The 22,552-nt window shown below is 69.5% G+C and carries 20 protein-coding genes; 11 read left to right on the top strand and 9 right to left on the bottom strand.

Annotated elements, in window-relative coordinates:
- Nucleotides 1–66 precede the first annotated feature (66 nt).
- Together fabI and fabG are read right to left on the bottom strand one after the other, a co-directional pair.
- Nucleotides 67–834 (bottom strand): enoyl-ACP reductase FabI, encoded by a 768-nt coding sequence (fabI, locus tag G6048_RS34940; protein WP_165343606.1) that lies wholly within the window; start codon nucleotides 832–834, stop codon nucleotides 67–69.
- A gap of 3 nt (nucleotides 835–837) precedes the next feature.
- On the bottom strand, nucleotides 838–1,542 hold the full coding sequence (fabG, locus tag G6048_RS34935; RefSeq protein WP_165343605.1) for a 3-oxoacyl-[acyl-carrier-protein] reductase: 705 nt from the start codon (nucleotides 1,540–1,542) through the stop codon (nucleotides 838–840).
- A gap of 187 nt (nucleotides 1,543–1,729) precedes the next feature.
- On the opposite strand from fabG, the gene G6048_RS34930 reads away from it, so the two are divergent.
- The 3 genes from G6048_RS34930 to tyrS all read left to right on the top strand — a co-directional run bounded on the left by G6048_RS34930 (nucleotide 1,730) and on the right by tyrS (nucleotide 6,038).
- Nucleotides 1,730–3,253 (top strand): TldD/PmbA family protein, encoded by a 1,524-nt coding sequence (locus G6048_RS34930; protein WP_165343604.1) that lies wholly within the window; start codon nucleotides 1,730–1,732, stop codon nucleotides 3,251–3,253.
- Complete coding sequence (locus tag G6048_RS34925) at nucleotides 3,250–4,644, top strand: metallopeptidase TldD-related protein (protein WP_165343603.1); 1,395 nt, start codon at nucleotides 3,250–3,252, stop codon at nucleotides 4,642–4,644. The genes G6048_RS34930 and G6048_RS34925 overlap by 4 nt, the downstream gene beginning before the upstream one ends.
- A gap of 125 nt (nucleotides 4,645–4,769) precedes the next feature.
- Complete coding sequence (gene tyrS, locus G6048_RS34920) at nucleotides 4,770–6,038, top strand: tyrosine--tRNA ligase (RefSeq protein ID WP_165343602.1); 1,269 nt, start codon at nucleotides 4,770–4,772, stop codon at nucleotides 6,036–6,038.
- A gap of 101 nt (nucleotides 6,039–6,139) precedes the next feature.
- On the opposite strand, the gene G6048_RS34915 is transcribed toward tyrS, so the two are convergent.
- Nucleotides 6,140–6,424, bottom strand: a complete 285-nt coding sequence (locus tag G6048_RS34915) for a GlsB/YeaQ/YmgE family stress response membrane protein (protein WP_165343601.1) — start codon at nucleotides 6,422–6,424, stop codon at nucleotides 6,140–6,142.
- Between the two features lie 210 nt (nucleotides 6,425–6,634).
- On the opposite strand from G6048_RS34915, the gene G6048_RS34910 reads away from it, so the two are divergent.
- Nucleotides 6,635–7,021 (top strand): DUF3099 domain-containing protein, encoded by a 387-nt coding sequence (locus tag G6048_RS34910; protein WP_165343600.1) that lies wholly within the window; start codon nucleotides 6,635–6,637, stop codon nucleotides 7,019–7,021.
- Between the two features lie 189 nt (nucleotides 7,022–7,210).
- Here the strand turns inward: G6048_RS34910 and G6048_RS34905 are convergent, their stop codons facing one another.
- Nucleotides 7,211–8,239 (bottom strand): Lrp/AsnC family transcriptional regulator, encoded by a 1,029-nt coding sequence (locus G6048_RS34905; protein WP_165343599.1) that lies wholly within the window; start codon nucleotides 8,237–8,239, stop codon nucleotides 7,211–7,213.
- Nucleotides 8,240–8,338: 99 nt separating this feature from the next.
- On the opposite strand from G6048_RS34905, the gene G6048_RS34900 reads away from it, so the two are divergent.
- From G6048_RS34900 to G6048_RS34890, 3 genes are read left to right on the top strand one after another with little or no spacing between them, the layout of a single operon-like run.
- The gene (locus tag G6048_RS34900) at nucleotides 8,339–9,568 is read left to right on the top strand and encodes a metal-dependent hydrolase family protein (RefSeq protein WP_328827869.1); all 1,230 of its coding nucleotides are present in this window, start codon (nucleotides 8,339–8,341) and stop codon (nucleotides 9,566–9,568) included.
- Between the two features lie 21 nt (nucleotides 9,569–9,589).
- Nucleotides 9,590–11,164, top strand: a complete 1,575-nt coding sequence (locus tag G6048_RS34895) for an AbgT family transporter (RefSeq protein WP_408056203.1) — start codon at nucleotides 9,590–9,592, stop codon at nucleotides 11,162–11,164.
- A gap of 8 nt (nucleotides 11,165–11,172) precedes the next feature.
- A complete protein-coding gene (locus G6048_RS34890) occupies nucleotides 11,173–11,472 on the top strand; it encodes a hypothetical protein (protein ID WP_165343598.1) in 300 nt (99 codons plus the stop codon).
- A 40-nt stretch (nucleotides 11,473–11,512) separates the two neighbouring features.
- On the opposite strand, the gene moaA is transcribed toward G6048_RS34890, so the two are convergent.
- From moaA to G6048_RS34875, 3 genes are all read right to left on the bottom strand, one after another.
- Nucleotides 11,513–12,502 (bottom strand): GTP 3',8-cyclase MoaA, encoded by a 990-nt coding sequence (gene moaA, locus G6048_RS34885; RefSeq protein ID WP_165343597.1) that lies wholly within the window; start codon nucleotides 12,500–12,502, stop codon nucleotides 11,513–11,515.
- A 209-nt stretch (nucleotides 12,503–12,711) separates the two neighbouring features.
- Nucleotides 12,712–14,361: a solute symporter family protein gene (locus G6048_RS34880; protein ID WP_165343596.1), complete on the bottom strand. Its 1,650-nt coding sequence runs from the start codon at nucleotides 14,359–14,361 to the stop codon at nucleotides 12,712–12,714.
- On the bottom strand, nucleotides 14,358–14,714 hold the full coding sequence (locus G6048_RS34875; RefSeq protein WP_165343595.1) for a DUF485 domain-containing protein: 357 nt from the start codon (nucleotides 14,712–14,714) through the stop codon (nucleotides 14,358–14,360). Before G6048_RS34875 ends, G6048_RS34880 begins: the two co-directional genes overlap by 4 nt.
- A gap of 376 nt (nucleotides 14,715–15,090) precedes the next feature.
- Here G6048_RS34875 and G6048_RS34870 point away from each other — a divergent pair, with 376 nt between their 5' ends.
- From G6048_RS34870 to G6048_RS34855, 4 genes are all read left to right on the top strand, one after another.
- Nucleotides 15,091–16,614 (top strand): S8 family peptidase, encoded by a 1,524-nt coding sequence (locus G6048_RS34870; protein ID WP_165343594.1) that lies wholly within the window; start codon nucleotides 15,091–15,093, stop codon nucleotides 16,612–16,614.
- A 59-nt stretch (nucleotides 16,615–16,673) separates the two neighbouring features.
- Entirely contained in the window at nucleotides 16,674–18,227 is a 1,554-nt protein-coding gene (locus G6048_RS34865) for a S8 family peptidase (RefSeq protein ID WP_165343593.1), read from the top strand.
- Nucleotides 18,228–18,302: 75 nt separating this feature from the next.
- Nucleotides 18,303–19,673, top strand: a complete 1,371-nt coding sequence (locus G6048_RS34860; RefSeq protein WP_165343592.1) for a CoA transferase — start codon at nucleotides 18,303–18,305, stop codon at nucleotides 19,671–19,673.
- 129 nt (nucleotides 19,674–19,802) lie between these two features.
- Entirely contained in the window at nucleotides 19,803–20,819 is a 1,017-nt protein-coding gene (locus G6048_RS34855; RefSeq protein WP_408056202.1) for a CopD family protein, read from the top strand.
- A 6-nt stretch (nucleotides 20,820–20,825) separates the two neighbouring features.
- Here the strand turns inward: G6048_RS34855 and G6048_RS34850 are convergent, their stop codons facing one another.
- Nucleotides 20,826–21,521: a lysoplasmalogenase gene (locus G6048_RS34850; RefSeq protein WP_165343590.1), complete on the bottom strand. Its 696-nt coding sequence runs from the start codon at nucleotides 21,519–21,521 to the stop codon at nucleotides 20,826–20,828.
- Complete coding sequence (locus tag G6048_RS34845; protein ID WP_165343589.1) at nucleotides 21,518–22,417, bottom strand: sterol desaturase family protein; 900 nt, start codon at nucleotides 22,415–22,417, stop codon at nucleotides 21,518–21,520. Before G6048_RS34845 ends, G6048_RS34850 begins: the two co-directional genes overlap by 4 nt.
- Nucleotides 22,418–22,552 lie beyond the last annotated feature (135 nt).

Genomic DNA, 22,552 nt, shown 5'->3' with positions numbered 1-22,552 from the left:
CCTGCCGACTGTCCGGCAGGGCGCGGGCCCTCACCCGTCACCATCACTCAAGCCACAGCGGCAGCGTCACGCACCGATCGCGTGCAGACCGCCGTCCACGTGGATGATCTCGCCTGTGGTCTTCGGGAACCAGTCGCTGAGCAGCGCGACGACGCCGCGCCCGGCAGGCTCGGGGTCCTTGAGGTCCCACTCCAGGGGCGAGCGGTTGTCCCACACGGAGGCCAGCTCGCTGAAGCCCGGGATGGACTTGGCCGCCATGGAGGCGAGCGGGCCGGCGGAGATGAGGTTGCAGCGGATGTTCTGCTTGCCCAGGTCACGGGCCATATAGCGGCTGGTGGCCTCCAGGGCGGCCTTGGCCGGGCCCATCCAGTCGTACTGCGGCCAGGCGTACTGAGCGTCGAAGGTGAGGCCGACGACCGAGCCGCCGTTCTGCATCAGCGGCAGGCAGGCCATGGTCAGCGACTTCAGGGAGTACGCCGAGACGTGCATCGCGGTGGCGACGGACTCGAACGGCGTGTTGAGGAAGTTGCCGCCGAGGGCGTCCTGCGGGGCGAAGCCGATGGAGTGCACGACACCGTCGAGACCGCCCAGCTCCTCGCCGACGATGTCGGCCAGGCGCCCCATGTGCTCGTCATTGGTGACGTCGAGCTCGATGACCTTGGTCGGCTTGGGGAGCTTCTTGGCGATGCGCTCGGTCAGCGTGGGCCGCGGGAACGCGGTCAGGATGATCTCGGCGCCCTGCTCCTGGGCCACCTTGGCGGTGTGGAAGGCGATGGAGGACTCCATCAGCACACCGGTGATCAGGACGCGCTTGCCCTCGAGGATTCCGCTCATGGTTCAGTGACCCATTCCCAGTCCGCCGTCTACGGGGATGACGGCTCCAGTGATGTACGAGGCGTCGTCCGAGGCGAGGAACCGCACCGTCGCGGCGACCTCCTCGGGCTGCGCGTACCGGCCGAGCGGCACCTGCTTCACGATGCCCTCGCGCTGTTCGTCGCTGAGCACCTTGGTCATGTCGGTGTCGACGAAGCCGGGCGCGACGACGTTGAAGGTGATGTTGCGCGAGCCCAGTTCGCGGGCGAGGGAGCGCGCGAATCCGACCAGGCCCGCCTTGGAGGCGGCGTAGTTGGCCTGGCCCGGACCGCCGTACAGCCCGACGACCGACGAGATCAGCACGACGCGGCCCTTCCTGGCGCGCAGCATGCCGCGGTTGGCGCGCTTCACGACGCGGAAGGTGCCGGTCAGGTTGGTGTCCAGGACGGACGTGAAGTCCTCCTCGGACATACGCATCAGCAGCTGGTCCTTGGTGACGCCGGCGTTGGCGATCAGCACCTCGACCGGACCGTGCTCGGCCTCGATCTCCTTGTAGGCCTGCTCCACCTGCTCGGTGTCGGTGATGTCGCACTTGACGGCGAGGAACCCCTCCGGTGGCTCCCCCGAGCGGTACGTGATCGCGACCTTGTCGCCCGCGTCGGCGAAAGCGCGGGCGATGGCGAGGCCGATGCCCCGGTTTCCTCCGGTGACGAGAACCGAGCGGCTCAACGGATCACCCTTTCGATAGCCGGTCTGGTACCTCGAAAACCTATCGTTGCCGCTCCCCCTACGGAGAATCGAGCACCGACAGTGGCGTACGGGACTCACTGTCGGATCCCTACAGAAACGTGTGGCCGCGGGCCCCTCGGCGCGACATGATCGGACCTGACAGGGCGACGACAGCAGGGAGACCTCCGTGCCTCATTCCATCGACGAAGCCTTTACGGCACTACCGCTCAGGTCCTTGGCCGATGCCGCGCTCGCCCGCGCCCGGGCGCTCGGCGCCGAGCATGCCGACTTCCGGTTCGAGCGGGTGCGCAGCGCGGCCTGGCGGCTCAGGGATGGCAAGCCGTCCGGGTCGTCGGACACGACCGATCTGGGGTTCGCGGTGCGGGTGGTGCACGGCGGGACCTGGGGGTTCGCTTCCGGTGTCGACATGACGATGGACGCCGCCGCGAAGGTCGCCTCGCAGGCCGTGGCGATGGCGAAGCTGTCGGCTCAGGTGATCAAGGCGGCGGGTTCGGACGAGCGAGTCGAGCTGGCCGATGAGCCCGTGCACGCCGAGAAGACCTGGGTCTCCTCGTACGAGATCGACCCCTTCTCCGTACCGGACGACGAGAAGGTGGGGCTGCTCACGGACTGGAGTGCGCGGCTGCTCGCGGCCGACGGGGTCAGCCATGTGGACGCCTCGCTGCTGACGGTGCACGAGAACAAGTTCTATGCCGATACGACGGGGACCGTCACCACACAGCAGCGCGTGCGGCTGCATCCGCAGCTCACCGCCGTCGCGGTCGACGAGTCGAGCGGCGAGTTCGACTCCATGCGGACGATCGCGCCGCCGGTGGGGCGCGGCTGGGAGTACCTCACGGGCACCGGCTGGGACTGGGAGTCCGAGCTGGAGCGGATCCCGGAGCTGCTCGCCGAGAAGATGCGGGCGCCGAGCGTCGAGGCGGGGGTGTACGACCTGGTCGTCGACCCGTCCAACCTGTGGCTGACGATCCACGAGTCCATCGGACACGCCACCGAACTGGACCGCGCGCTCGGCTACGAGGCCGCGTACGCCGGGACGTCCTTCGCCACCTTCGACCAGCTGGGCAAGCTGCGGTACGGCTCCGAGCTGATGAACGTCACGGGCGACCGGACCGCCGAGCACGGGCTCGCGACGATCGGGTACGACGACGAGGGCGTCGCGGGGCAGTCCTGGGACCTGGTCAAGGACGGGACGCTGGTCGGCTATCAACTCGACCGCAGAATCGCGAAGTTGACCGGCTTCGAGCGGTCCAACGGCTGCGCGTACGCCGACTCCCCCGGCCATGTGCCGGTGCAGCGCATGGCGAACGTGTCGCTCCAGCCGGATCCCGGCGGGCTCTCCACCGAGGATCTGATCAGCGGTGTCGACCGCGGGATCTATGTCGTCGGCGACCGCTCGTGGTCCATCGACATGCAGCGCTACAACTTCCAGTTCACCGGACAGCGCTTCTTCAAGATCGAGAACGGGCGGCTCACGGGCCAGTTGCGGGATGTCGCGTACCAGGCGACGACCACCGACTTCTGGGGCTCGATGGCCGCGGTCGGCGGCCCGCAGACGTACGTCCTGGGCGGTGCCTTCAACTGCGGCAAGGCCCAGCCGGGCCAGGTCGCTGCGGTCTCGCACGGCTGCCCGTCGGCCCTCTTCAAGGGCGTCAACATCCTTAACACCACGCAGGAGGCCGGTCGATGAGCGCGCGTACGAACAAGCCGCACGAGATCGTCGAGCGCGCCCTCGAGCTGTCCCGGGCCGACGGCTGCGTCGTGATCGCCGACGAATACTCGACGGCCAATCTGCGCTGGGCGGGCAACGCGCTCACCACGAACGGGGTCACGCGCGGGCGCACGCTGACCGTCATCGCGACCGTCGACGGCAAGGAGGGCACCGCCTCCGGGGTCGTCTCGCGCTCTGCGGTGACGGCGGACGAGCTGGAGCCGCTGGTCCGGGCCGCCGAGGCGGCGGCGCGGGGCGCGGGCCCGGCCGAGGACGCTCAGCCGCTGGTGACGGGGGTCGCCGAGTCGCCCGAGTTCACGGAGGCGCCCGCCGAGACCTCGTCGGGCGTCTTCGCGGACTTCGCCCCGGCGCTCGGCGAATCGTTCGCCCGCGCGCGTGAGGGCGGACGCGAGCTGTACGGCTTCGCCAACCACGAGCTCGTCTCCAGCTACCTCGGTACGTCCACGGGGCTGCGTCTGCGGCACGACCAGCCGAACGGAACGCTGGAGTTGAACGCCAAGTCGCCGGACCGTACGCGCTCCGCGTGGGCCGGGCGGTCGACGCGGGACTTCAAGGACGTGGACCCGGCGGCGCTTGACGCGGAGCTGGCCACACGGCTGAGGTGGGCGGAGCGGCGCGTCGAGCTGCCGGCCGGGCGGTACGAGACGCTGCTGCCGCCGACCGCCGTCGCGGATCTGCTGATCTACCAGATGTGGTCGTCGTCGGCCCGGGACGCGGCCGAGGGCCGGACGGTGTTCAGCAAGCCCGGCGGCGGTACGCGCATCGGCGAGAAGCTCACCGAGCTGCCCCTGACGCTGCGCAGCGACCCGAACGAGCCGGGCCTGGAGTGCACGCCCTTCGAGCTCGCGCACTCCTCCGGGGGCGACTCCTCGGTGTTCGACAACGGGCTGCCCCTCCAGGCCACCGAGTGGATCCGGGCCGGCGAGCTGGCGCATCTGATCAGCTCCCGGCACAGCGCGGGCCTGACCGGACTGCCGGTGGCTCCCGCCATCGGCAACCTGATCCTCGACGGCGGGGAAGAGAAGTCCCTCGAGGAGATGGTGGCCGCGACGGAGCGCGGCTTGCTGCTGACCTGCCTCTGGTACATCCGCGAGGTCGACCCGGCCACCCTGCTGCTGACCGGGCTGACCCGGGACGGCGTCTACCTGGTCGAGAACGGCGAGGTCACGGGCGAGGTGAACAACTTCAGGTTCAACGAGTCGCCGGTGGATCTGCTGGGCCGGGCGGCCGAGGCGGGGCGCACGGAGAAGACGCTGCCGAGGGAGTGGAGTGACTGGTTCACCCGGGCCGCGATGCCCGCCCTGCGCATCCCCGACTTCAATATGAGCTCCGTCAGTCAGGGCGTATGACGTCCGTCGGTCAGGGCCTGGGGGCCGGGGCGCTTGATGCCGTGGGCTCTGTCAGTCGGGACGTATAACCTCGTAGTCGGCTGTCACTCGACCGCCCGAAGATCATCCAAGGAGATACGAGAACCGTGACGGACATCGTCGACGAGCTGAAGTGGCGCGGGCTGATCGCCCTGTCCACTGACGAGGACGCTTTGCGCAAGGCGCTCGCGGACGGTCCCGTCACGTTCTATTGCGGCTTCGACCCGACGGCGGCCAGTCTGCACGTCGGCCACCTGGTGCAGGTCCTCACCATGCGCCGCCTTCAGCTGGCGGGCCTGCGCCCGCTGGCCCTGGTGGGCGGGGCGACCGGCCAGATCGGCGACCCGCGCCCGACGGCGGAGCGCACGCTGAACGATCCGGAGACGGTCGCGAACTGGGTCAACCGGCTGCGCGGCCAGATCGAGCCGTTCCTGTCCTTCGAGGGTGAGAACGCCGCGGTGATGGTGAACAACCTGGACTGGACGGCCGGGATGTCGGCCATCGAGTTCCTGCGGGACATCGGCAAGCACTTCCGCGTCAACAAGATGCTCACGAAGGACTCGGTCGCCCGGCGCCTGGAGTCCGAGGAGGGCATCAGTTACACGGAGTTCAGCTACCAGCTGCTCCAGGGCATGGACTTCCTGGAGCTCTACCGCAGGTACGGCTGCACGCTCCAGCAGGGCGGCAGTGACCAGTGGGGCAACCTCACGGCGGGCCTGGACCTGATCCACCGCCTGGAGCCGCATGCCGAGGCCCACGCGATGGCGACACCGCTGATGACCAAGGCGGACGGCACGAAGTTCGGCAAGACCGAGGGCGGTGCCGTCTGGCTGGACCCCGAGATGACGACGCCGTACGCGTTCTACCAGTTCTGGCTGAACGCGGACGACCGGGACATCTCGGCGTACATGCGCATCCTGTCCTTCAAGTCCCGCGAGGAGCTGGAGGAGCTGGAGAAGGTCACCGAGGAGCGTCCGCAGGCCCGTACGGCCCAGCGGGCGCTGGCCGAGGAGCTGACGACGCTGGTGCACGGCGCCGAGCAGACGGCCGCCGTGATCGCCGCGTCGCGCGCCCTCTTCGGCCAGGGTGAGCTGGCTGAGCTGGACGAGGCGACGCTGAGTGCGGCGCTCTCCGAGGTGCCGCACATCCAGGTCACCGAGCTGGGCCCGGTGGTGGACCTCTTCGCCGAGGTCGGCCTGGTGGCCAGCAAGTCGGCCGCACGCCGGACGGTCAAGGAGGGCGGGGCGTACGTGAACAACGCCAAGGTCGCCGGCGAGGACGCCGTCCCCGCCAAGGAGGACCTGCTGCACGGGCGGTGGCTGGTGCTGCGGCGCGGCAAGAAGAACCTCGCGGCCGTGGAGGTCACGGGCGGCTGAGCAGCCCGGCTGAGCACGATGCATCGGTGAAGGGGGCGGCCACCGGCCGCCCCCTTCGTCGTACGGTCTTCGTCTTCGTCGTACGAGCCTTCGTCGTCCCGTCACGCTCGTTGCTTGCGCTCCTTGCCGCCCCGTACGGCCGTGTACAGCATGTCGCCGAACAGGACGATGACGACGGCGGCGGCCAGTTGGAGGCCGTGGCGGCCCCAGTCGATGCCACGGGTCTCGTCGATGCCGATGCCGCGGGCGATCGAGTTGCCCACGATGGCGCCGATCATCCCGAAGATCGTGGTCAGCCAGAGCGGGCTGTGCTGCTTGCCCGGAATGATCGCCTTGGCCAGCAGACCCAGCACGAACCCGACGATGATCGCCCACAACCAGCCCATGGCTGCCTCCTGTACGGCTCTACGTGAGCATTTCGCCCAGCTTGTGCCTGGCCGTCGTACGACGCATGCCGGGCGGGGCCATACGCGGTACGGCGCAGTGGCTACCGCCCGGACGGGACGGGCCCCGGTCTCGAACGCGGCGCACGCGCGGCGTAACGTGGAGGTCGTACGGGCCGGTGCGTGTCCGATACAGGCGGGTGGTGGAACGTGATGCGGAAGCACAGCGAAGCCGAGGTCTTCCGGATCACCGGGGCCAGGCAGGGGCTCGCCGACGACATACGGGCCAGGCAGCGCCGCTATGTCATCTCGATGTCCGTCCGTACGCTCGCCGTGATCCTCGCGGCCACCCTCTGGAACGTCGAACGGCACGTCGCCATCGTCGCGTTGGTGCTCGGCGCCGTCCTTCCCTACATCGCCGTGGTGGTCGCCAACGCGGGCCGCGAGAACGCCCCGTCGCTGCCCTCGACGTTCGTCACCATGCCTACCAGGCCGATGCTCACGGAGCCGCGTACGGACGACGCGGCGGAATCCGTCCCGGAAGACGCCGCGGCCGACTCCCCGGCCGGGGCCCAGGGCGAGCCGCAAGAGCGGACCTGACCACCGCCGACCGTGGCGGCCGGACGCCATCACAGCACCAAGCTCAAGAAAAGCTCAGATCAATCATGCTGTTCCGGTGCCGGGCGACGGGTTACCCGTGACATACTTCGTACGCGCTCCGCATCCCCCGTCGGAGCGACAGACCGACGCCGGGCAGCTCCCCCCGTGGCTGCTCGGCGTCGCCTTTTGTCACGGGGGTTCCTCCCGGTCCTTCTCCTGATTCTTCTCCATCGGCACCGCCGTCACGCTGTAGCCGCGCCGGTCGAGTACGCGGCCCACATTCTTCTCCGTACGCAGCACCACTGCTCGGTCGTCGACCCGGAACCGCAGATGTGCCATCTCCTGCTCCAGGTGTGCTTCGAGCCGGTGCACGTCGTGGACACCACGCAGCCATACGTCGAGGATCAGGTTGTGCGGGCCCGCCGTGATCGCACAAAGTCGCAGTTCCGGCAGCGTACGCAGTGAGGTCGAGGCCGCTTCCAGGTGTTCGGCCGGTACGGATGCGAAGTAAACGGCGGATACGGGCCAGCCGGTCAGCGGGCGCGCCAGGCTGCAACGCAGGACGAGCTGACCGGCGGCGAGCAGCTGGTTCAGACGGCGGCGTGCGGTGGCGACGCTCGTGCTCGTGCGCTCGGCGAGCTGCTTGAGGGGCATCCGGCCGTCCTCGCCGAGGGCCACGACGATGCGCCGGTCGAGAGGGCGCAGCGGCTCGGCGGGGGACGGCTGCCGCTCGGGCGGGCGGAGCAGGGCGCGCTGGTCGGCGGAGAGGCTGCGCAGCCGCCAGCGGCTGCCCTCGAAGGGAGCGGCGGTGACGACGTGGGAGCGCGTCGAGCGCACGCCGGGGCAGAGTGCGATGCGCTCACCGATGTAGTCGACGAGGCCGTCGAGGTCATACGCCCACACGATGGCGAGGATGTCGCGGGCCCCGGAGGTCTGTTTCACGCTCATCGTCTGGACGTCATACGCGAGGAGCTGGGCGACCCGGGATGCCTGCGCCGCCTCGGTGACGATCTCGACCTGGGCCAGGACCCGGCCGTCGGCCGTCGGAACCAGATAACCGTCCACCCAGGCAGCGCCGCTGTCCGTGAGCCGCTTCCAGCGGCGGGTGGCGGTGACCGCGTCCACGCCGAGTGCCTGGCCGACCAGGGCCCAGGGGGCGCGGGGCTGGATCTGCAGGGCGTTGACGATGGCGAGATCAAGCTCGCCCAATTCCTGCATTTCAGATGCCTCACTGACTGATTCCTGCGAATTGACGGCGGCGTTGCGCGGTTGCCGAAGGCTACCCACTCCAAGAGCCGAGCATGAGGAGCAGTACTCGTGGCCTCCCCCTTGAAGATCGTCAACGCCCGCATCGTGGACGGGACCGGACGGGCGCCCCTGAGCGACGGAGTGGTCGTAGCGGACGAGCAGGGCGATCTCGTCTACGCGGGTCCCGCACAGGGTGCTCCCGGCACCGACGAGGGCATCCGTGTCGTGGATGTGGCGGGCCGGACGGTGCTGCCCGGCTTTATCGACTGCCATGTGCACTTCGGCATGGAGAGCGGCCAGGAGCTGAGCACCCGGTTCGCCGCCGATCCGACCGTGGAGACCTTCCGGACCGCCGAGCGGCTGCGCCGGACGCTGCATGCCGGGGTGACCACCGCGCGCGACCTGGGCGGGCTGCCCGCCGGGTTCCGTACCTCGGTGGCCGAAGGCCTGATCGAGGGCCCCCGGCTGCACACCGCCGTCCGCATCATCGGACACACCGGCGGGCACGCCGACTTCACCACTCCCTCGGGCATCGACGTGAGCGGTGGTGTGGGCGAGATCGCGGACACCGCTGACGAGGTGCGCAAGGCGGTACGGCGGCTGCTGCGGGACGGTGCCGATGTCATCAAGCTCTGCGCGACCGGCGGCATGGGCAGCCCGCACGACCAGCCGGAGGACGAGGGGCTGACCGAGGACGAGATCCGCACGGTCGTCGACGAGGTCCGCCGGCACGGCGGACGCCCGGTGGCCGCGCACGCGCAGGGCACGGCCGGCATCCTCAACGCGATCCGCGGAGGCGTCACCAGCATCGAGCACGGGTACGGCCTCGACCCCGAAGCGCGTGAACTGGCCGGAGAACGGGACGTGTTCGTCGTACCGACGCTGTCGACGGTCTTCGACGGCATCGACAAGTCGACCATGGCGCCCTACCACTACGCGAAGAAGATGCGCTGGTCCGGGATCACCAAGGAGAACATCTCCGCCGCGATCGCGGACGGGCTGCGCATCGCGATGGGGACGGATGCCGCCATCTGTCCGCACGGCCAGAACCTTCGCGAGCTGACGCACCTCGTCTCGCTCGGGATGTCCCCGATGGACGCGATCGCGGCCGGTACCCGCGTGGCCGCCGAACTGCTGGGTCTGGGCGAGCGGTTGGGGACGTTGGAGCCCGGCAAGGCCGCCGACATCGTCGTGTGCGACGGCGATCCGGTGGCCGACATCTCCCTGCTGGCCGAGCCGACACACATTCGGTGCGTGATCCAGCAGGGCGTCGTACGCAAGGACACGCTCACCGAATGAACCCTCCGAAAGGCGACCGTCGTGCAGGACACCCTCACTCCGCCGGCCCCCGCGCCCGGCAACAGCAGACTCGACCGGCTCATGGGCGCCTTGGAGCGCCTCGGCAACCGACTCCCCCACCCCTTCTACCTGTTCGGCGTCCTCTTCGTGGTCCTCGCGGTGACGTCCACCGTGCTGGCGTGGACGGACGCCGGGGTGACGGTCCCGGGTTCGGACCAACGCCTCGCGATCAACGGGCTGTTGACCGGGGAGGGGATCAGCTGGCTCCTGGAGAACGCGCTCACCAACTTCACGGGATTCCCGCCGCTGGGCACGGTCCTGCTGATGATGATGGCCGTCGGTGTCGCCGAGCGAACGGGCCTGCTGGAGACGGCGGTCAAAGCGACCATCGCCCGGGCTCCCGCGCGGCTGCTGCCCTATGTGGTGGCGTTCGTGGCCTGCCAGGGCCATGTGATGAGCGACATCGCGATCCTGGTGATTCCGCCGCTGGCCGCGCTCGCGTTCAGGGCGGCCGGACGCAACCCGGTGGCGGGGCTCGTCGGCGCCTTCGCCTGTGTCTGCGCGGGCTATTCGGCGGGCTTCACGGTGGGTGCCCTGGACGCGCTGTACGCGGGCATCACCGAGAAGGTCGCCGCCGCGCTGCCGATGGGGCAGGAAGCGCCCACGCATCTGCTGGTCAACTACTTCTTCACCGCCTCGGCCAGTGTGGTGCTCGCACTCATCGGCGGTTTCCTGACCGCGCGCGTGCTGGAGCCGCGACTGCCGGCGCCCACCGGTGACGGATCCTCGGGCGACGGCTCCTCGGGGGACGCAGAGCCCCTGACGGCCGAGATCAGCAAGGAGCAGCGGCGCGGGCTGCTGCTGTCCGCCGCGGCGGTCGGTGTGTACACGGCCGTGGTCCTCGTCGCCTGGCTGCTGCCGGGCAGCCCGCTGCGCGGCGAGGGCGGAGCGCTCATCCCGTCGCCGGTGCTCAGCGGCATCGTGCCGCTGTTGTTCGGCGCGTTCGTGATCGCGGGCGTGGTGTACGGGGTCGCTGCGCGCACGGTGACGCACAAGAACGACGTACCGAAGATGATGGGCGAGTCGATCACCTCGATGTCCGGCTACATCGTGCTGATCCTCGTCATCGCACAGTTCATCGCGGTCTTCAACTGGTCGAACGTCGGCACCCTGCTGGCGGTGAAATGCGCGGCGCTGCTGGAGTCGGCGGGGCTCACCGGCTTCCTCGCACTGGTGCTGTTCGTGCTGGTGGTGACCGTGCTGAACATGCTGATCTCGTCCGGTTCCGCACTGTGGTCGCTGATGGCGCCCGTCTTCGTGCCGACGTTCATGCTGATCGGCATGTCCCCGGCACTGACCCTGGCGGCGTTCCGGATCGCCGACTCGGCGACGCAGATGATCACGCCGCTGAATCCCTATCTGTTCCTGTCCCTCGCGCTGATGCGGAGGTACGAGCCGGGGGCGCAGCTGGGCACGCTGATGTCGCGGCTCGCGATCTATGTGGTGCCGTTCCTGGTGGCGTGGCTGGCCGTGCTCGGGATCTTCTACGTGTTCGACCTGCCGCTGGGACCGGGCGCCGGCATCGAGATGCCGTAACGGTGGCGATGCCACAAGGGTTTAGGGTCGGGGGCGTGATCCTGAACGTTCCCGGCTCCGAACCCGCCTCGCCCATCTGCTCCGCCAAGGGCTGCCGGGCCGACGCGGTGTGGGTGCTCGCCTGGAACAACCCGAAGCTGCACACCCCGGACCGACGCAAGACCTGGCTGGCGTGCGAGGAGCACCGCGAGTACCTGTCCAAGTTCCTCGGCGTACGCGGCTTCTTGAAGGACGTCGTACTCCTGGAGGACTGGGAGTCCCAGGAACCGCTGGAACGTCAGGAGCCACCGCAGTCCCCGGAGGCTTAGCCCTGAAGTCCCCGGAGTCCCCGGAGGCTCAGAGGAAGTCCTAGCCTCCGATCGCCGACATCGGTCGCTGCGGCTGTACGAACGACGGGTCGTCCAGGCCCGCCCCCGCCTTCTTCCCCCACATCGCCAGCTTCCATATGCGGGCGATCTCCTCGTCCGGTGCCTCCGAGCGCAGGGCGGCCCGCAGGTCGGTCTCCTCCTGGGCGAAGAGGCAGGTGCGGACCTGGCCGTCGGCCGTGAGCCGCGTACGGTCGCAGGCCGAGCAGAACGGGCGGGTGACGGAGGCGATCACGCCGACGACATGCGGGCCGCCGTCGACGAGCCAGCGCTCGGCGGGGGCCGAGCCCCGCTTCTGGGAGCCCTCCTCGGTGAGCTCGAAGCGGGTGCGCAGCGAGGTGAGGATGTCGCCGGCGGTGACCATGCCCTCGCGCTTCCAGCCGTGCTGGGCGTCCAGGGGCATCTGCTCTATGAAGCGCAGTTCGTAGTCGTGCTCCACGGCCCAGGCCAGCAGGTCCGGGGCCTCGTCGTCGTTCAGCCCCGGCATCAGGACGGTGTTGACCTTGACCGGGTTCAGGCCCGCCTCGCGGGCGGCTTCCAGGCCCTCGATGACGTCCTTGTGGCGATCGCGGCGGGTGAGGGTCTTGAAAACGTCGGGGCGCAGTGTGTCCAGGGAGACGTTCACCCGGTCCAGGCCCGCCGCCTTCAGGGCAGGCGCCGTGCGCTTGAGGCCGATGCCGTTGGTGGTCAGGGACATCTGGGGACGCGGCTCGAGCGCGGCCACCCGCTCCACGATGCCGACGAGGCCTGGGCGCAGCAGGGGCTCGCCGCCGGTGAAGCGGACCTCAGTGATGCCCAACTGCCGTACGGCTATGTCGATGAGGCGGACGATCTCGTCGTCCGTGAGCAGGTCGGGCTTGGCGAGCCACTGCAGGCCCTCTTCGGGCATGCAGTACGTGCACCGCAGATTGCAGCGGTCCGTCAGCGACACACGCAGATCGGTGGCCACACGGCCATAGGTGTCGATGAGCACGTGGGGCCCCCTCCACTCGTACGAACAAGCACTCAGAACAAGAACTCAGAACAACCATTCGTATGAATCGTTACCAGCGAGCCTACGTGACAGGACCGACAACGGGGGCCGGGGATCGGCAAGCGGATCACACAAGACCACGAGACATGGCGCGGCCGCGCCGTAGAACGTCCAGGGGACTACGGCGCGGCCGCGGATGGCAGGGAGCCTCAGTGGGCCCCGGTACCGGTGAGGGAGCGCACCTCCAGCTCGGCGTACTTGCCGGTGTCCGGCTCCTCCTTGGACAGGATGGTGCCGAGCCAGCCCATCAGGAAGCCGAACGGGATGGAGATGATGCCCGGGTTCTTCAGCGGGAACCAGGCGAAGTCGACGTCGGGGAACATCGCCGTGGGGTCGCCGGAGACGACGGGCGAGAACAGCACCAGGCCGACGGCCACGATCAGACCGCCGTAGATCGACCACAGGGCGCCCTGGGTGGTGAACCGCTTCCAGAACAGGCTGTAGAGGATCGTCGGCAGGTTGGCGGAGGCGGCGACCGCGAAGGCGAGGGCGACGAGGCCGGCGACGTTCAGGTCGCGGGCGAGGGAACCCAGGAGGATGGAGACGGCGCCGATACCGATGGTCGCCAGACGGGCGGCCCTGACCTCCTCCTTCTCGGTGGCCTTGCCCTTCTTGATGACGTTCGCGTAGATGTCGTGGGCGAACGAGGAGGACGAGGCGAGGGTGAGGCCGGCGACCACGGCGAGGATCGTCGCGAAGGCCACCGCGGAGATCGTGGCGAGCAGGATCGCGCCCCAGGCCGAGTCGACGCCGCCCAGGTGCAGAGCGAGCAGGGGCGCCGCTGTGTTTCCGGACTTGTTGGACGCGATGATCTCTTCTTGCGAGATGAGCGCGGCGGCGCCGAAGCCGAGCGCGATGGTCATCAGGTAGAAGCCGCCGATGATGCCGATCGCCCAGTTCACGGACTTCCGGGCGGCCTTGGCGTTGGGCACGGTGTAGAAGCGGATCAGGATGTGCGGCAGGCCGGCGGTGCCGAGCACCAGGGCGATGCCGAGCGAGATGAAGTCCAGCTTGGTGGTGCCGGTCGCGCCGTACTGGAGGCCGGGCTCCAGGAAGGCGGCGCCCTTGCCGCTGTTCTCAGCCGCCGTGCCGAGCAGGTCGGAGATGTTGAAGTTGAACTTCAGCAGCACCAGGAAAGTGATCAGGATGGTGCCGCTGATGAGCAGCACGGCCTTGACCATCTGGACCCAGGTGGTGCCCTTCATGCCGCCGATGGAGACGTACACGATCATCAGGACGCCGACGAGGGCGACGATGAGGATCTTGCCGGCGTCGGAGGTGATGCCGAGCAGCAGCGAGACGAGGACGCCTGCGCCGGCCATCTGGGCCAGCAGGTAGAAGATCGACACGACGATCGTGGAGGTGCCGGCCGCGGTACGCACCGGGCGCTGGCGCATGCGGTACGCGAGGACGTCGCCCATCGTGTACCGGCCGGAGTTGCGCAGCGGCTCGGCGACCAGGAGCAGGGCCACGAGCCAGGCGACCAGGAAGCCGATGGAGTACAGGAAGCCGTCGTATCCGAAGAGGGCGATCGCGCCCGCGATGCCCAGGAAGGACGCGGCGGACATGTAGTCGCCGGAGACGGCGAGTCCGTTCTGGAAGGCGCTGAACTGCCGCCCGCCCGCGTAGAAGTCGGCGGCGTCCTTGGTCTGCCGGCCTGCCCACACGGTGATGAAGAGGGTGGCGATGACGAAGGCCGCGAACAGAGAGATGATCAGCGGCCGGTGCTCGCTGGCCTCGTTCGCCGCGAGCTGCATATCGCTCGCGGCGAGCTGGACCTGAGTGAACGCGGGGCTCATTCGCCGCCCTCCATCCGGGACTTGATCGCGTGGGCCTTGGGGTCGAGCTTGGCGGAGGAGTGCCGCTCGTACCACCAGGCGATGAGGAACGTGGTGAGGAACTGGGCGAGACCGAAGACGAGGGCGACGTTGATGTTGCCGAACAGCTTGGTGCCCATGAAGCCGCCGGCGTAGTTCGACAGCAGGACGTACAGCAGGTACCAGCTGATGAAGCCGATGGTCAGCGGGAAGGCGAAGGAGCGGTGGGAGCGGCGTAGTTCACCGAACTCAGCGCTCTCCTGCACCTCGACGAACTCCTCGGTGGTGGGGAGGTGAGGCTGGGATTTCGAGGGGGGCGGTGCGTCGGTAGCCACGGAGTCTCCTCGCGTTGCGGTTGCGGCGTCCGAATCGGAAGCGGGCGGACGGGGATAAAGGGTCGAACAGGCAATGGACATGGTTCTTTTGTGACCTCACGGAACGTGTGGATCACGTGGGCCGAGTGGCGATGCTAGGGCCTCCCGGGCGTGATCCAACAGGGGCTCACTGTTCCTCTCGCCCCTGCCCAAGGTCACGGGGCGGCGCGAAGACCGGTTCAACACCCGGCCGTACTTTCGGAAGTCATTTCCTGTAAGTCGTTGCTGGCCAGGGATCACGGGAGATAGCTTCGCCCCTGCACCACTCAAGTCATGTACCTGCCCGGGCACCACCTGTGTTCGGGCCGGTTCCTTTTCCGGATGATGTGGAGATCCCATGGCTCATCTGCGCTCCAGACGCCGTCTTGCGCTAGCCGTGCCGCTCGTGCTGTCCCTCACCGCCTCGCTCGGCTTCCTGCCGGGTGTCGCCTCGGCCGCCCCGGCCGACGCCCCCGCCGCTGCCGCGGAGGAGGCCCCGAACCTCTCGTACGTGGTCAACACCAAGAAGACGGACCACGGCACGATCGAGTGGGTGAAGAAGGCGATAGCCAAGGCCGACGGCAAGGTTGTCGCGACGTACAAGAAGATCGGCGTCATCGTCGTCCACTCGGCGAACCCGGAGTTCGGCAAGCAGATTCGTGCCGTACGCGGGGTGCAGTCCGCGGGTGCTACGCGCACCTCGCCGCTGACGCCGGCGGGGACGACGGACGAGGGCGCGGCGCAGCTTCTGTCGGCCGCCGAGGCCGCGAAGGTCGAAGCCAGGAGCGCGGCCGCCGAGGAGCCGCTCGAGGCCGACCAGTGGGATCTGCGCGCGATGGGCGCCGACAAGGCCGCGAAGATCAACCCGGGCAGCAAGAAGGTCACGGTCGCCGTGATCGACACGGGAGTTGACGACACCCACCCGGACCTCGCCCCGAACTTCTCCGCCTCCCAGTCGGCCAACTGCGACGGCGGCGTGGCGGACACCAGCGAGGGCGCCTGGCGTCCGTACACCGCGGAGGACTACCACGGCACGCACGTGGCCGGTGAGATCGCCGCGGCCCGCAACGACGTCGGCGTGGCCGGTGTCGCGCCCGGCGTGAAGGTCTCCAGCATCAACGTCACCGACCGGAAGAACGGCCTGTTCTACCCGGAGAGCGTCGTCTGCGCCTTCGTGTTCGCCGCCGACCACGGCGTGGAGATCACCAACAACAGCTACTACGTGGACCCGTGGCTCTACAACTGCATGGACGACCCGGATCAGCGGGCCATCGTCGACGCGGTGAACCGGGCCCAGCAGTACGCCACGAAGAAGGGCACCCTGCACCTCGCCTCCGCGGGCAACTCCAACCACGACCTCGACTCGGACGCGATCGTCGACGACTCCAGCCCCGACGACTCGACCCCGGTCACCCGCACCATCGACCCGCACGAGTGCTTCGACGTGCCGACCCAGCTGCCGGGCATCGTCACGGTCAGCGCGACCGGCGTCAAGAACACCAAGTCGTACTACTCCACGTACGGCAAGGGCGTCATCGACATCGCGGCGCCGGGCGGAGACCGCTATCAGATCCCGGACACCCCGTCGAAGAACGGCCGGATCCTGTCCACCATGCCGAACAACCAGTACGGCTACCTGCAGGGCACGTCGATGGCGGCGCCGCACGCCTCCGGTGTCGCCGCGCTGCTCAAGTCCAAGTACCCGTGGGCGACTCCGGGCCAGCTCCAGGCGCTCATGAAGGCGCAGGCGGACAGCCAGGCCTGCCCGACCGACTACGACGGTGACGGCGACGGTGTCGTGGACGCCACCTGCGAGGGCGGCAAGCGCGTGAACGGCTTCTACGGCTGGGGTGTCGTCAACGCGTTGCGGGCGGTCAAGTAAGCGTTAGGCAGGCCTACTTGTAGGCCTGCCTGTACGTCACCGAACGAACTGGAGACTCCATGACAGCGCCTCATACGCGCTCTCGTCGCGTCATAGCGATCCCGCTAGGAATGGCCATGGCGACAGCTCTCGCCTTCCTGCCGAACGCCGGCGCCGCGGCGGCCCCGGCTTCCGAGGGCTCTGCGGCCGGGGCCGACGCGCCCCAGTCCCCGGCCCTCTCGGCGAAGGCGACCTCGCTCAGCTATGTCGTCAACGTCCGCCCCGGTCACGGCACTTCCTCCTACGTGAAGAAGGCCATCACCAAGGCCGGCGGCACCGTCGTGACGTCGTACGACAAGATCGGCGTGATCGTCGCCCACTCGGCGAACGCCGACTTCGCGAAGACCATCCGCAAGGTGCGCGGTGTGGAGTCGGCGGGCTCCACGCGTACGGCGCCACTGCCCGCGCAGTCCACGACGGATCTCGGCACCCCGAAGGTGCTCACCGCGGAGCAGGTCGCGGACGCCGAAGCGGCGCCCGGGCAGGACCCGTTGGAGCCGATGCAGTGGGACCTGCCCGCCATCAAGGCGGACAAGGCGCACGAGAAGTCGCTGGGCAGCAGGAACGTCACGGTCGCCGTGATCGACACCGGCGTGGACGACACGCATCCCGACATCGCGCCGAACTTCGATCGCGACGCGTCGGTCAACTGCGTGTCGGGCAAACCGGACACGGCCGACGGGGCGTGGCGGCCGAGCGCTTCCGAGAGCCCGCACGGCACGCATGTCGCAGGCGAGATCGCGGCCGCGAAGAACGGCGTCGGCGTCACGGGCGTCGCCCCGGGCGTGAAGGTCTCCGGCATCAAGGTGTCCAACCCGGACGGCTTCTTCTACACGGAGGCCGTCGTCTGCGGCTTCATGTGGGCGGCGGAGCACGGCGTCGAGGTGACCAACAACAGCTATTACACCGACCCGTGGTACTTCAACTGCAAGAACGACCCGGACCAGAAGGCCCTGGTGGAAGCCGTCACCCGGGCCTCGCGGTACGCGGAGCGGAAGGGCGCGGTCAACCTCGCCGCGGCGGGCAACGAGAACTACGACCTCGCCGCCGACGAGATCACCGACCCGGTCTCGCCGAACGACTCCACCCCGTCGGACCGTGTGATCGACCCGTCCAAGTGCCTTGACATCCCGACCCAGTTGCCGGGCATCGTCACGGTCGCGTCGACAGGCGCGAAGGGCATCAAGTCGTCCTTCTCCAACCACGGACTCGGCGTCATCGACATCGCCGCACCCGGCGGCGACTCGACGGCCTACCAGACCCCGGCCCCGCCTGCCACCAGCGGACTCATCCTGGGCCCGGTGCCCGGCGGCAAGTGGGGCTACATGGCCGGTACGTCGATGGCCTCCCCGCACGCCGCGGGCGTGGCCGCACTCATCAAGTCGACGCATCCGTACGCCCCGCCGGCACTGGTGAAGGCCCTCCTGTACGCGGAGGCCGACGCCGTACCGTGCACCGACCCGTACGACATCGACGGCGACGGCAAGATCGACGCGGTCTGCGAGGGCGGCAAGAACCGCAACGGGTTCTACGGCGCGGGGATGGTGGACGCGCTGGACGCGGTGACGAAGTAGCACGCCTGTAGAGGTGCTCCGGGCCGGGCGGGAGATCCGTCCGGCCCGGCTGTCTTTGTACGGCAGGATCTCCTCATGACCGGTATCGAGTACCTGTGGTCCGCGCTGGGCGGCGATCCCGCTCTGGTCTCGCGGGTCTCCACCGTCGTACGGGACGGAGCGCTCGACGCGCGCTTGCCGGTACGGGAGTTGGCGCGGAGCTGTGTGGGCGCGTGCGCGCTCGCGGCCGCCGAGCTCGGCGCGCGCCGTACCGGGCGGGAGGTCCCCGCGGTGCGGGTCGATGACGGAGCCGTAGCCACCGCGTTCGTGAGTGAGCGGCATCTGCTCGTGGACGGGCGGGCGCCGGTCACCTTCGCGCCGTTGTCGCGGTTCTGGCGCACGGCGGACGGGTGGGTGCGCACGCACGCGAACTACCCGCACCATCGGGCGCGGTTGCTCGGGGCTCTGGGGCTGTCCTCGGACGCATCCGTCGAGGCCGTGGGCGCCTGCCTCGCGGCGCGGTCGGCCGTGGAGATGGAGAGCTCGGTGTACGCGGCCGGAGGGCTCGCCGTGGCGCTGCGTACGGCCCAGGAGTGGGCCGCGCACCAGCAGGGCGCGGCCGTGGCGGGGCGCGGGCTGCTGGAGCGGGACCGGGCGGCTTCCTCGGGGGTACGCGTCCTCGCGCCCCTCGACGGTGATCCGCTGTTGCCCGCGGCAGGGCTGCGCGTGCTCGACCTCACGCGCGTCATCGCCGGGCCCGTCGCCACCCGTACCCTCGCGCTCCTCGGCGCGGACGTCCTGCGGATCGACCCGCCACGGCTGCCCGAACTCGCCGACCAGCACGCGGACACGGGCTTCGGCAAACGGTCCGCCACGCTCGATCTGACGGCCGGCCGGGGCGACTTCGAGGAACTGCTCGCCTCGGCGGACGTCGTCGTCACCGGCTACCGCCCCGGAGCCCTGGACCGCTTCGGGCTCACGCCGGAGGCGCTGGCCAAGCGCAGGCCCGGCATCGTGGTGGCACAACTGTCCGCGTGGGGCGCGTACGGGCCGTGGGGCGGGCGGCGCGGCTTCGACAGCCTGGTGCAGGTGGCGACGGGCATCGCGGCACTGGAGGGCTCCGAGGAGAAGCCCGGCGCCCTGCCCGCCCAGGCCCTCGACCACGGCACGGGGTATCTGCTGGCCGCCGCCGTACTGCGCGCGGTCACTGACCAGTTGGACGAGGGCGGAACGCGGTTCGTGCGCCTGGCCCTGGCGCAGACGGCGTCGTGGCTGGTGAACGGGGTCGCACGAGGCGAGGGGCCCGCGGACGCTTCGTACGACAGCCCCGCGCCCTGGCTCGGCGAGACGGACAGCGGGCTTGGGCGGCTGCAGTACGCCCGATCGCCGGTGTCCTTCACCGGTGGACCCGAGGACTGGTCGCGGCCGCCGGGGCCGTGGGGTGCGGATGCCGCGCGGTGGACCTGAGCGGCGGGATTCCGCAGGGCCCGGCCTGAGTCGCGCAGGCGGTCGGCGGCGTATCCAGGAGCGGAAAGTTGTTCCGTCAGTTGTTCTCCAGGGCTTGCCCGGATCTGGATGACTGGTGAAGATCCTGAGGTGAGTTCGATAAGACCGAGTGCCGACTCGGGCGGTGAGGTGGGCGCCGCCCGGGTGAGCGTGGCCGGGGGGCGGCGGGCCGTCGCCGTTCTCGTCCTGGTGAGCCTTGCCGCGTTGATCCCGCTGCTCGGGCCGCCCCTCGCCCTGCGGGGGACAGGTGAGGCAGCCGTGCCCGCCGACGGGGGGATCGCCCTGCTGCGTACGGTCCTGCTCGCGGCGGTGTGCGTCTCGGCGGGCGAACTGTTCGCCGCCCGGCTGGCCCGCCGCGTGCCGGGGGCACCTTTGGACGACACGCCCCGCAGCTGGGCGCCCGTCGCGGCGGCCGCCGGCTTCGTGGCCGCGCTGTGCCTCGCCTCGGTGGTGGCCACCGGCAACCTGGTGCCGCGCCGCCTCTCCGACATGGACATCGGCGGCCTCTACGAGACCCGTGACGGCATGCTCGCGCTCCTGGAGGTCAACGCGTTCGTCGTGGCGGGCCTGTGCGCCCTGTCGCGCCGACCCGCGAACCAGGTATTGCCGCTCGCCGCGGTGGCCGTCGCGGAGGCGCTGCGGGCCCATCCCATCACGGAGTACAGCCCGCTCCTCGGCTCGGGCCTGACGCTCGTTCATGTGACGTGTGCGGCCCTGTGGACGGGCGGCCTGCTGCACGTCCTGCGCCTGCTGCGGCGCTGGCGCGACCCGGAGGCGGGTGCCGCGCTTCTCGGGCTCTACGCGCGCGTGGCGGCCGTTCTGTTCGCCGCGATCACCATGACGGGCGTGGGCAGCACCCTGCGCCGGATGCCGGCCGGCACGGTCCTGGAACAGCTGACGACGACGGCCTACGGGCGCGTCCTGCTCGCCAAGTTGCTCGTCGTGGCCGCCGTCGCCGTCCTCGCCTTGTGCGCACGCCGGCGTCTGCGCAGGGCTGCCGATCCGCTGACCGCCTACTCCCCCGCCCGTGCCGAAGTCGTCGCCCTGGGGGCGGTGGTCACGGTGTCCGCCGTGCTTACGGCGCTGCCGGTGCCGATTCGCTGGTGACGGGCGTCAGTCGGTGACCAGGGCCGTGGGAGCCGTGCGCTGGGCGACTCCCATCACCCCGCGCACCAGCAGGAGTTGCGCGGCCAGATAGGTGGCCATGATCCAGAGCTCCGGCCGAGGCAGCTGCGGCCACTCGGCGACTCCGGTCGCGATGAGCGTGTCCGAGAGCAAGAAGAGGGCGCCGCCGAGGCCCGCGGTGAGGCCGAGTCGGGTTGCCCGGTATGCCATGGCCGTGAGCAGAACGCTGTAGCCGGCGACGGGGACGCGCAGTTCTGGAGGCAGGTCCGGCCAGAGGAGCGCCATGGTCGTGACGAGGGCGACGCCGTAACCGGCCGTCGGCCAGGCGGCACGCGCGCGTGGAGCCCCGTTTTCCGCGTCGTGCCCTATGAAGGCGTGTTTCTCAAAGAGCACCAGGTAGCAGACATGCCCGGCCGCGAAAGACCCCATCCCGGCGAGGAACGCCGCGTCCACGTCGAACAACAGGAGCACGTCGCCTCCCCAGCCGAAGAGGAGCGCGACCACAAGGAGTCGAGGCCCGCCGCGCAGGCCCACATGGGCGGCGAGCAGCGGCATCAGCAGCGGCTTGGCGAGGGCGTGCCCGAGGCCGGAACCGGCCACCAGGCAGACAAGATCGACGACGGTGACGACACCGAAGGCGCCGAGCGCCACGCGCGCGTGCCGCTCGGCGCGACCTGGGCTCACGCGACCGTCCCCGCGGCCGTCTCCGAGACCGCGTCACCGGCGTCCTCGGCACCGACAGGCGCCGGCGGTTGCCAGCCCGGCCCCCGGAACACCCGCCCCGCACGCTCACGCCAACTGCCCGCCGCCCGCAGGTCCCTGGCGATGGCGGCGTACTCGTGCGTGGCGACGCGGAGGGGGTTGTAGGTGTCGATGTTCTTCGTCAGCCCGTACACCGGCCGCTCGGTCTCCGGGACGAACGAGCCGAAGAGCCGGTCCCAGACGATGAGGATCCCGCCGAAGTTGCGGTCCAGGTAGCCCCCTTGGGAGGCGTGGTGGACTCGGTGGTGCGAGGGCGTGTTGAAGACGAACTCGAAGGCGCGGTGGAGCTTCCCGATGCGCTCGGTGTGGATCCAGAACTGGTACACGAGGTTCGCGGACGAGCAGAACGCGAGCGCCGCCGGGTGCACCCCCAGGGCGACGAGAGGCACGTAGAACGGCCAGACGGTCCAGGTCGTCCACGGCTGCCTGAGTGCGGTGGTGAGGTTGAACTTCTGGCTGGAGTGGTGCACCACGTGGCAGGCCCACAGGATGCGGATGACGTGATGTCCGCGATGCGACCAGTAGTAGAAGAAGTCCTGGGCGAGCAGCATCAGCGGGACGGTCCACCACAGGACGGGCACGCGCAGGGGCGTCAGTTCGTAGACGGCCGTGTAGACGGCGACGATCGGAATCTTCCACAGCAGGTCGAAACCCAGACTGCCCAGCCCCATGGAGACACTCGTCACGGCGTCCTTCGCCTCGTACCCCGCGGCAGCCCCTTCGGCGGCCGGATGGATCCGGACACTCACCATTTCGACAACGGCGAGCAACACAAACGCGGGTATCGACCACAGCACGACATCGGGCAGGTTCGGCATGTGAGCACCGTAGAGCGGTCGTTGACCTGCGGCCAGACGTTGCTACCCACAAGTATTACCTGGGGTACGCGCTTGCTTCTTGGCCGACCCCACCAAGAGGCGGAGTCGGCGGGGGCGCTGACGGAGGCTCGGGGG

The organism is Streptomyces ureilyticus, from assembly GCF_011045025.1.
In the GTDB taxonomy this organism is placed as follows: domain Bacteria; phylum Actinomycetota; class Actinomycetes; order Streptomycetales; family Streptomycetaceae; genus Streptomyces; species Streptomyces ureilyticus.
This window is presented reverse-complemented; position numbering and strand designations above follow the sequence as displayed.

Excerpts from the sequence above, each read along its gene's own strand:
- fabI (WP_165343606.1), bottom strand. The coding sequence starts at position 834 with ATGAGCGGAATCCTCGAGGGCAAGCGCGTCCTGATCACCGGTGTGCTG.
- G6048_RS34925 (WP_165343603.1), top strand. The coding sequence starts at position 3,250 with ATGAGCGCGCGTACGAACAAGCCGCACGAGATCGTCGAGCGCGCCCTC.
- G6048_RS34915 (WP_165343601.1), bottom strand. The coding sequence starts at position 6,424 with ATGGGCTGGTTGTGGGCGATCATCGTCGGGTTCGTGCTGGGTCTGCTG.
- G6048_RS34910 (WP_165343600.1), top strand. The coding sequence starts at position 6,635 with ATGCGGAAGCACAGCGAAGCCGAGGTCTTCCGGATCACCGGGGCCAGG.
- G6048_RS34905 (WP_165343599.1), bottom strand. The coding sequence starts at position 8,239 with ATGCAGGAATTGGGCGAGCTTGATCTCGCCATCGTCAACGCCCTGCAG.
- G6048_RS34890 (WP_165343598.1), top strand. The coding sequence starts at position 11,173 with ATGCCACAAGGGTTTAGGGTCGGGGGCGTGATCCTGAACGTTCCCGGC.
- G6048_RS34880 (WP_165343596.1), bottom strand. The coding sequence starts at position 14,361 with ATGAGCCCCGCGTTCACTCAGGTCCAGCTCGCCGCGAGCGATATGCAG.
- G6048_RS34870 (WP_165343594.1), top strand. The coding sequence starts at position 15,091 with ATGGCTCATCTGCGCTCCAGACGCCGTCTTGCGCTAGCCGTGCCGCTC.
- G6048_RS34865 (WP_165343593.1), top strand. The coding sequence starts at position 16,674 with ATGACAGCGCCTCATACGCGCTCTCGTCGCGTCATAGCGATCCCGCTA.
- G6048_RS34860 (WP_165343592.1), top strand. The coding sequence starts at position 18,303 with ATGACCGGTATCGAGTACCTGTGGTCCGCGCTGGGCGGCGATCCCGCT.
- G6048_RS34845 (WP_165343589.1), bottom strand. The coding sequence starts at position 22,417 with ATGCCGAACCTGCCCGATGTCGTGCTGTGGTCGATACCCGCGTTTGTG.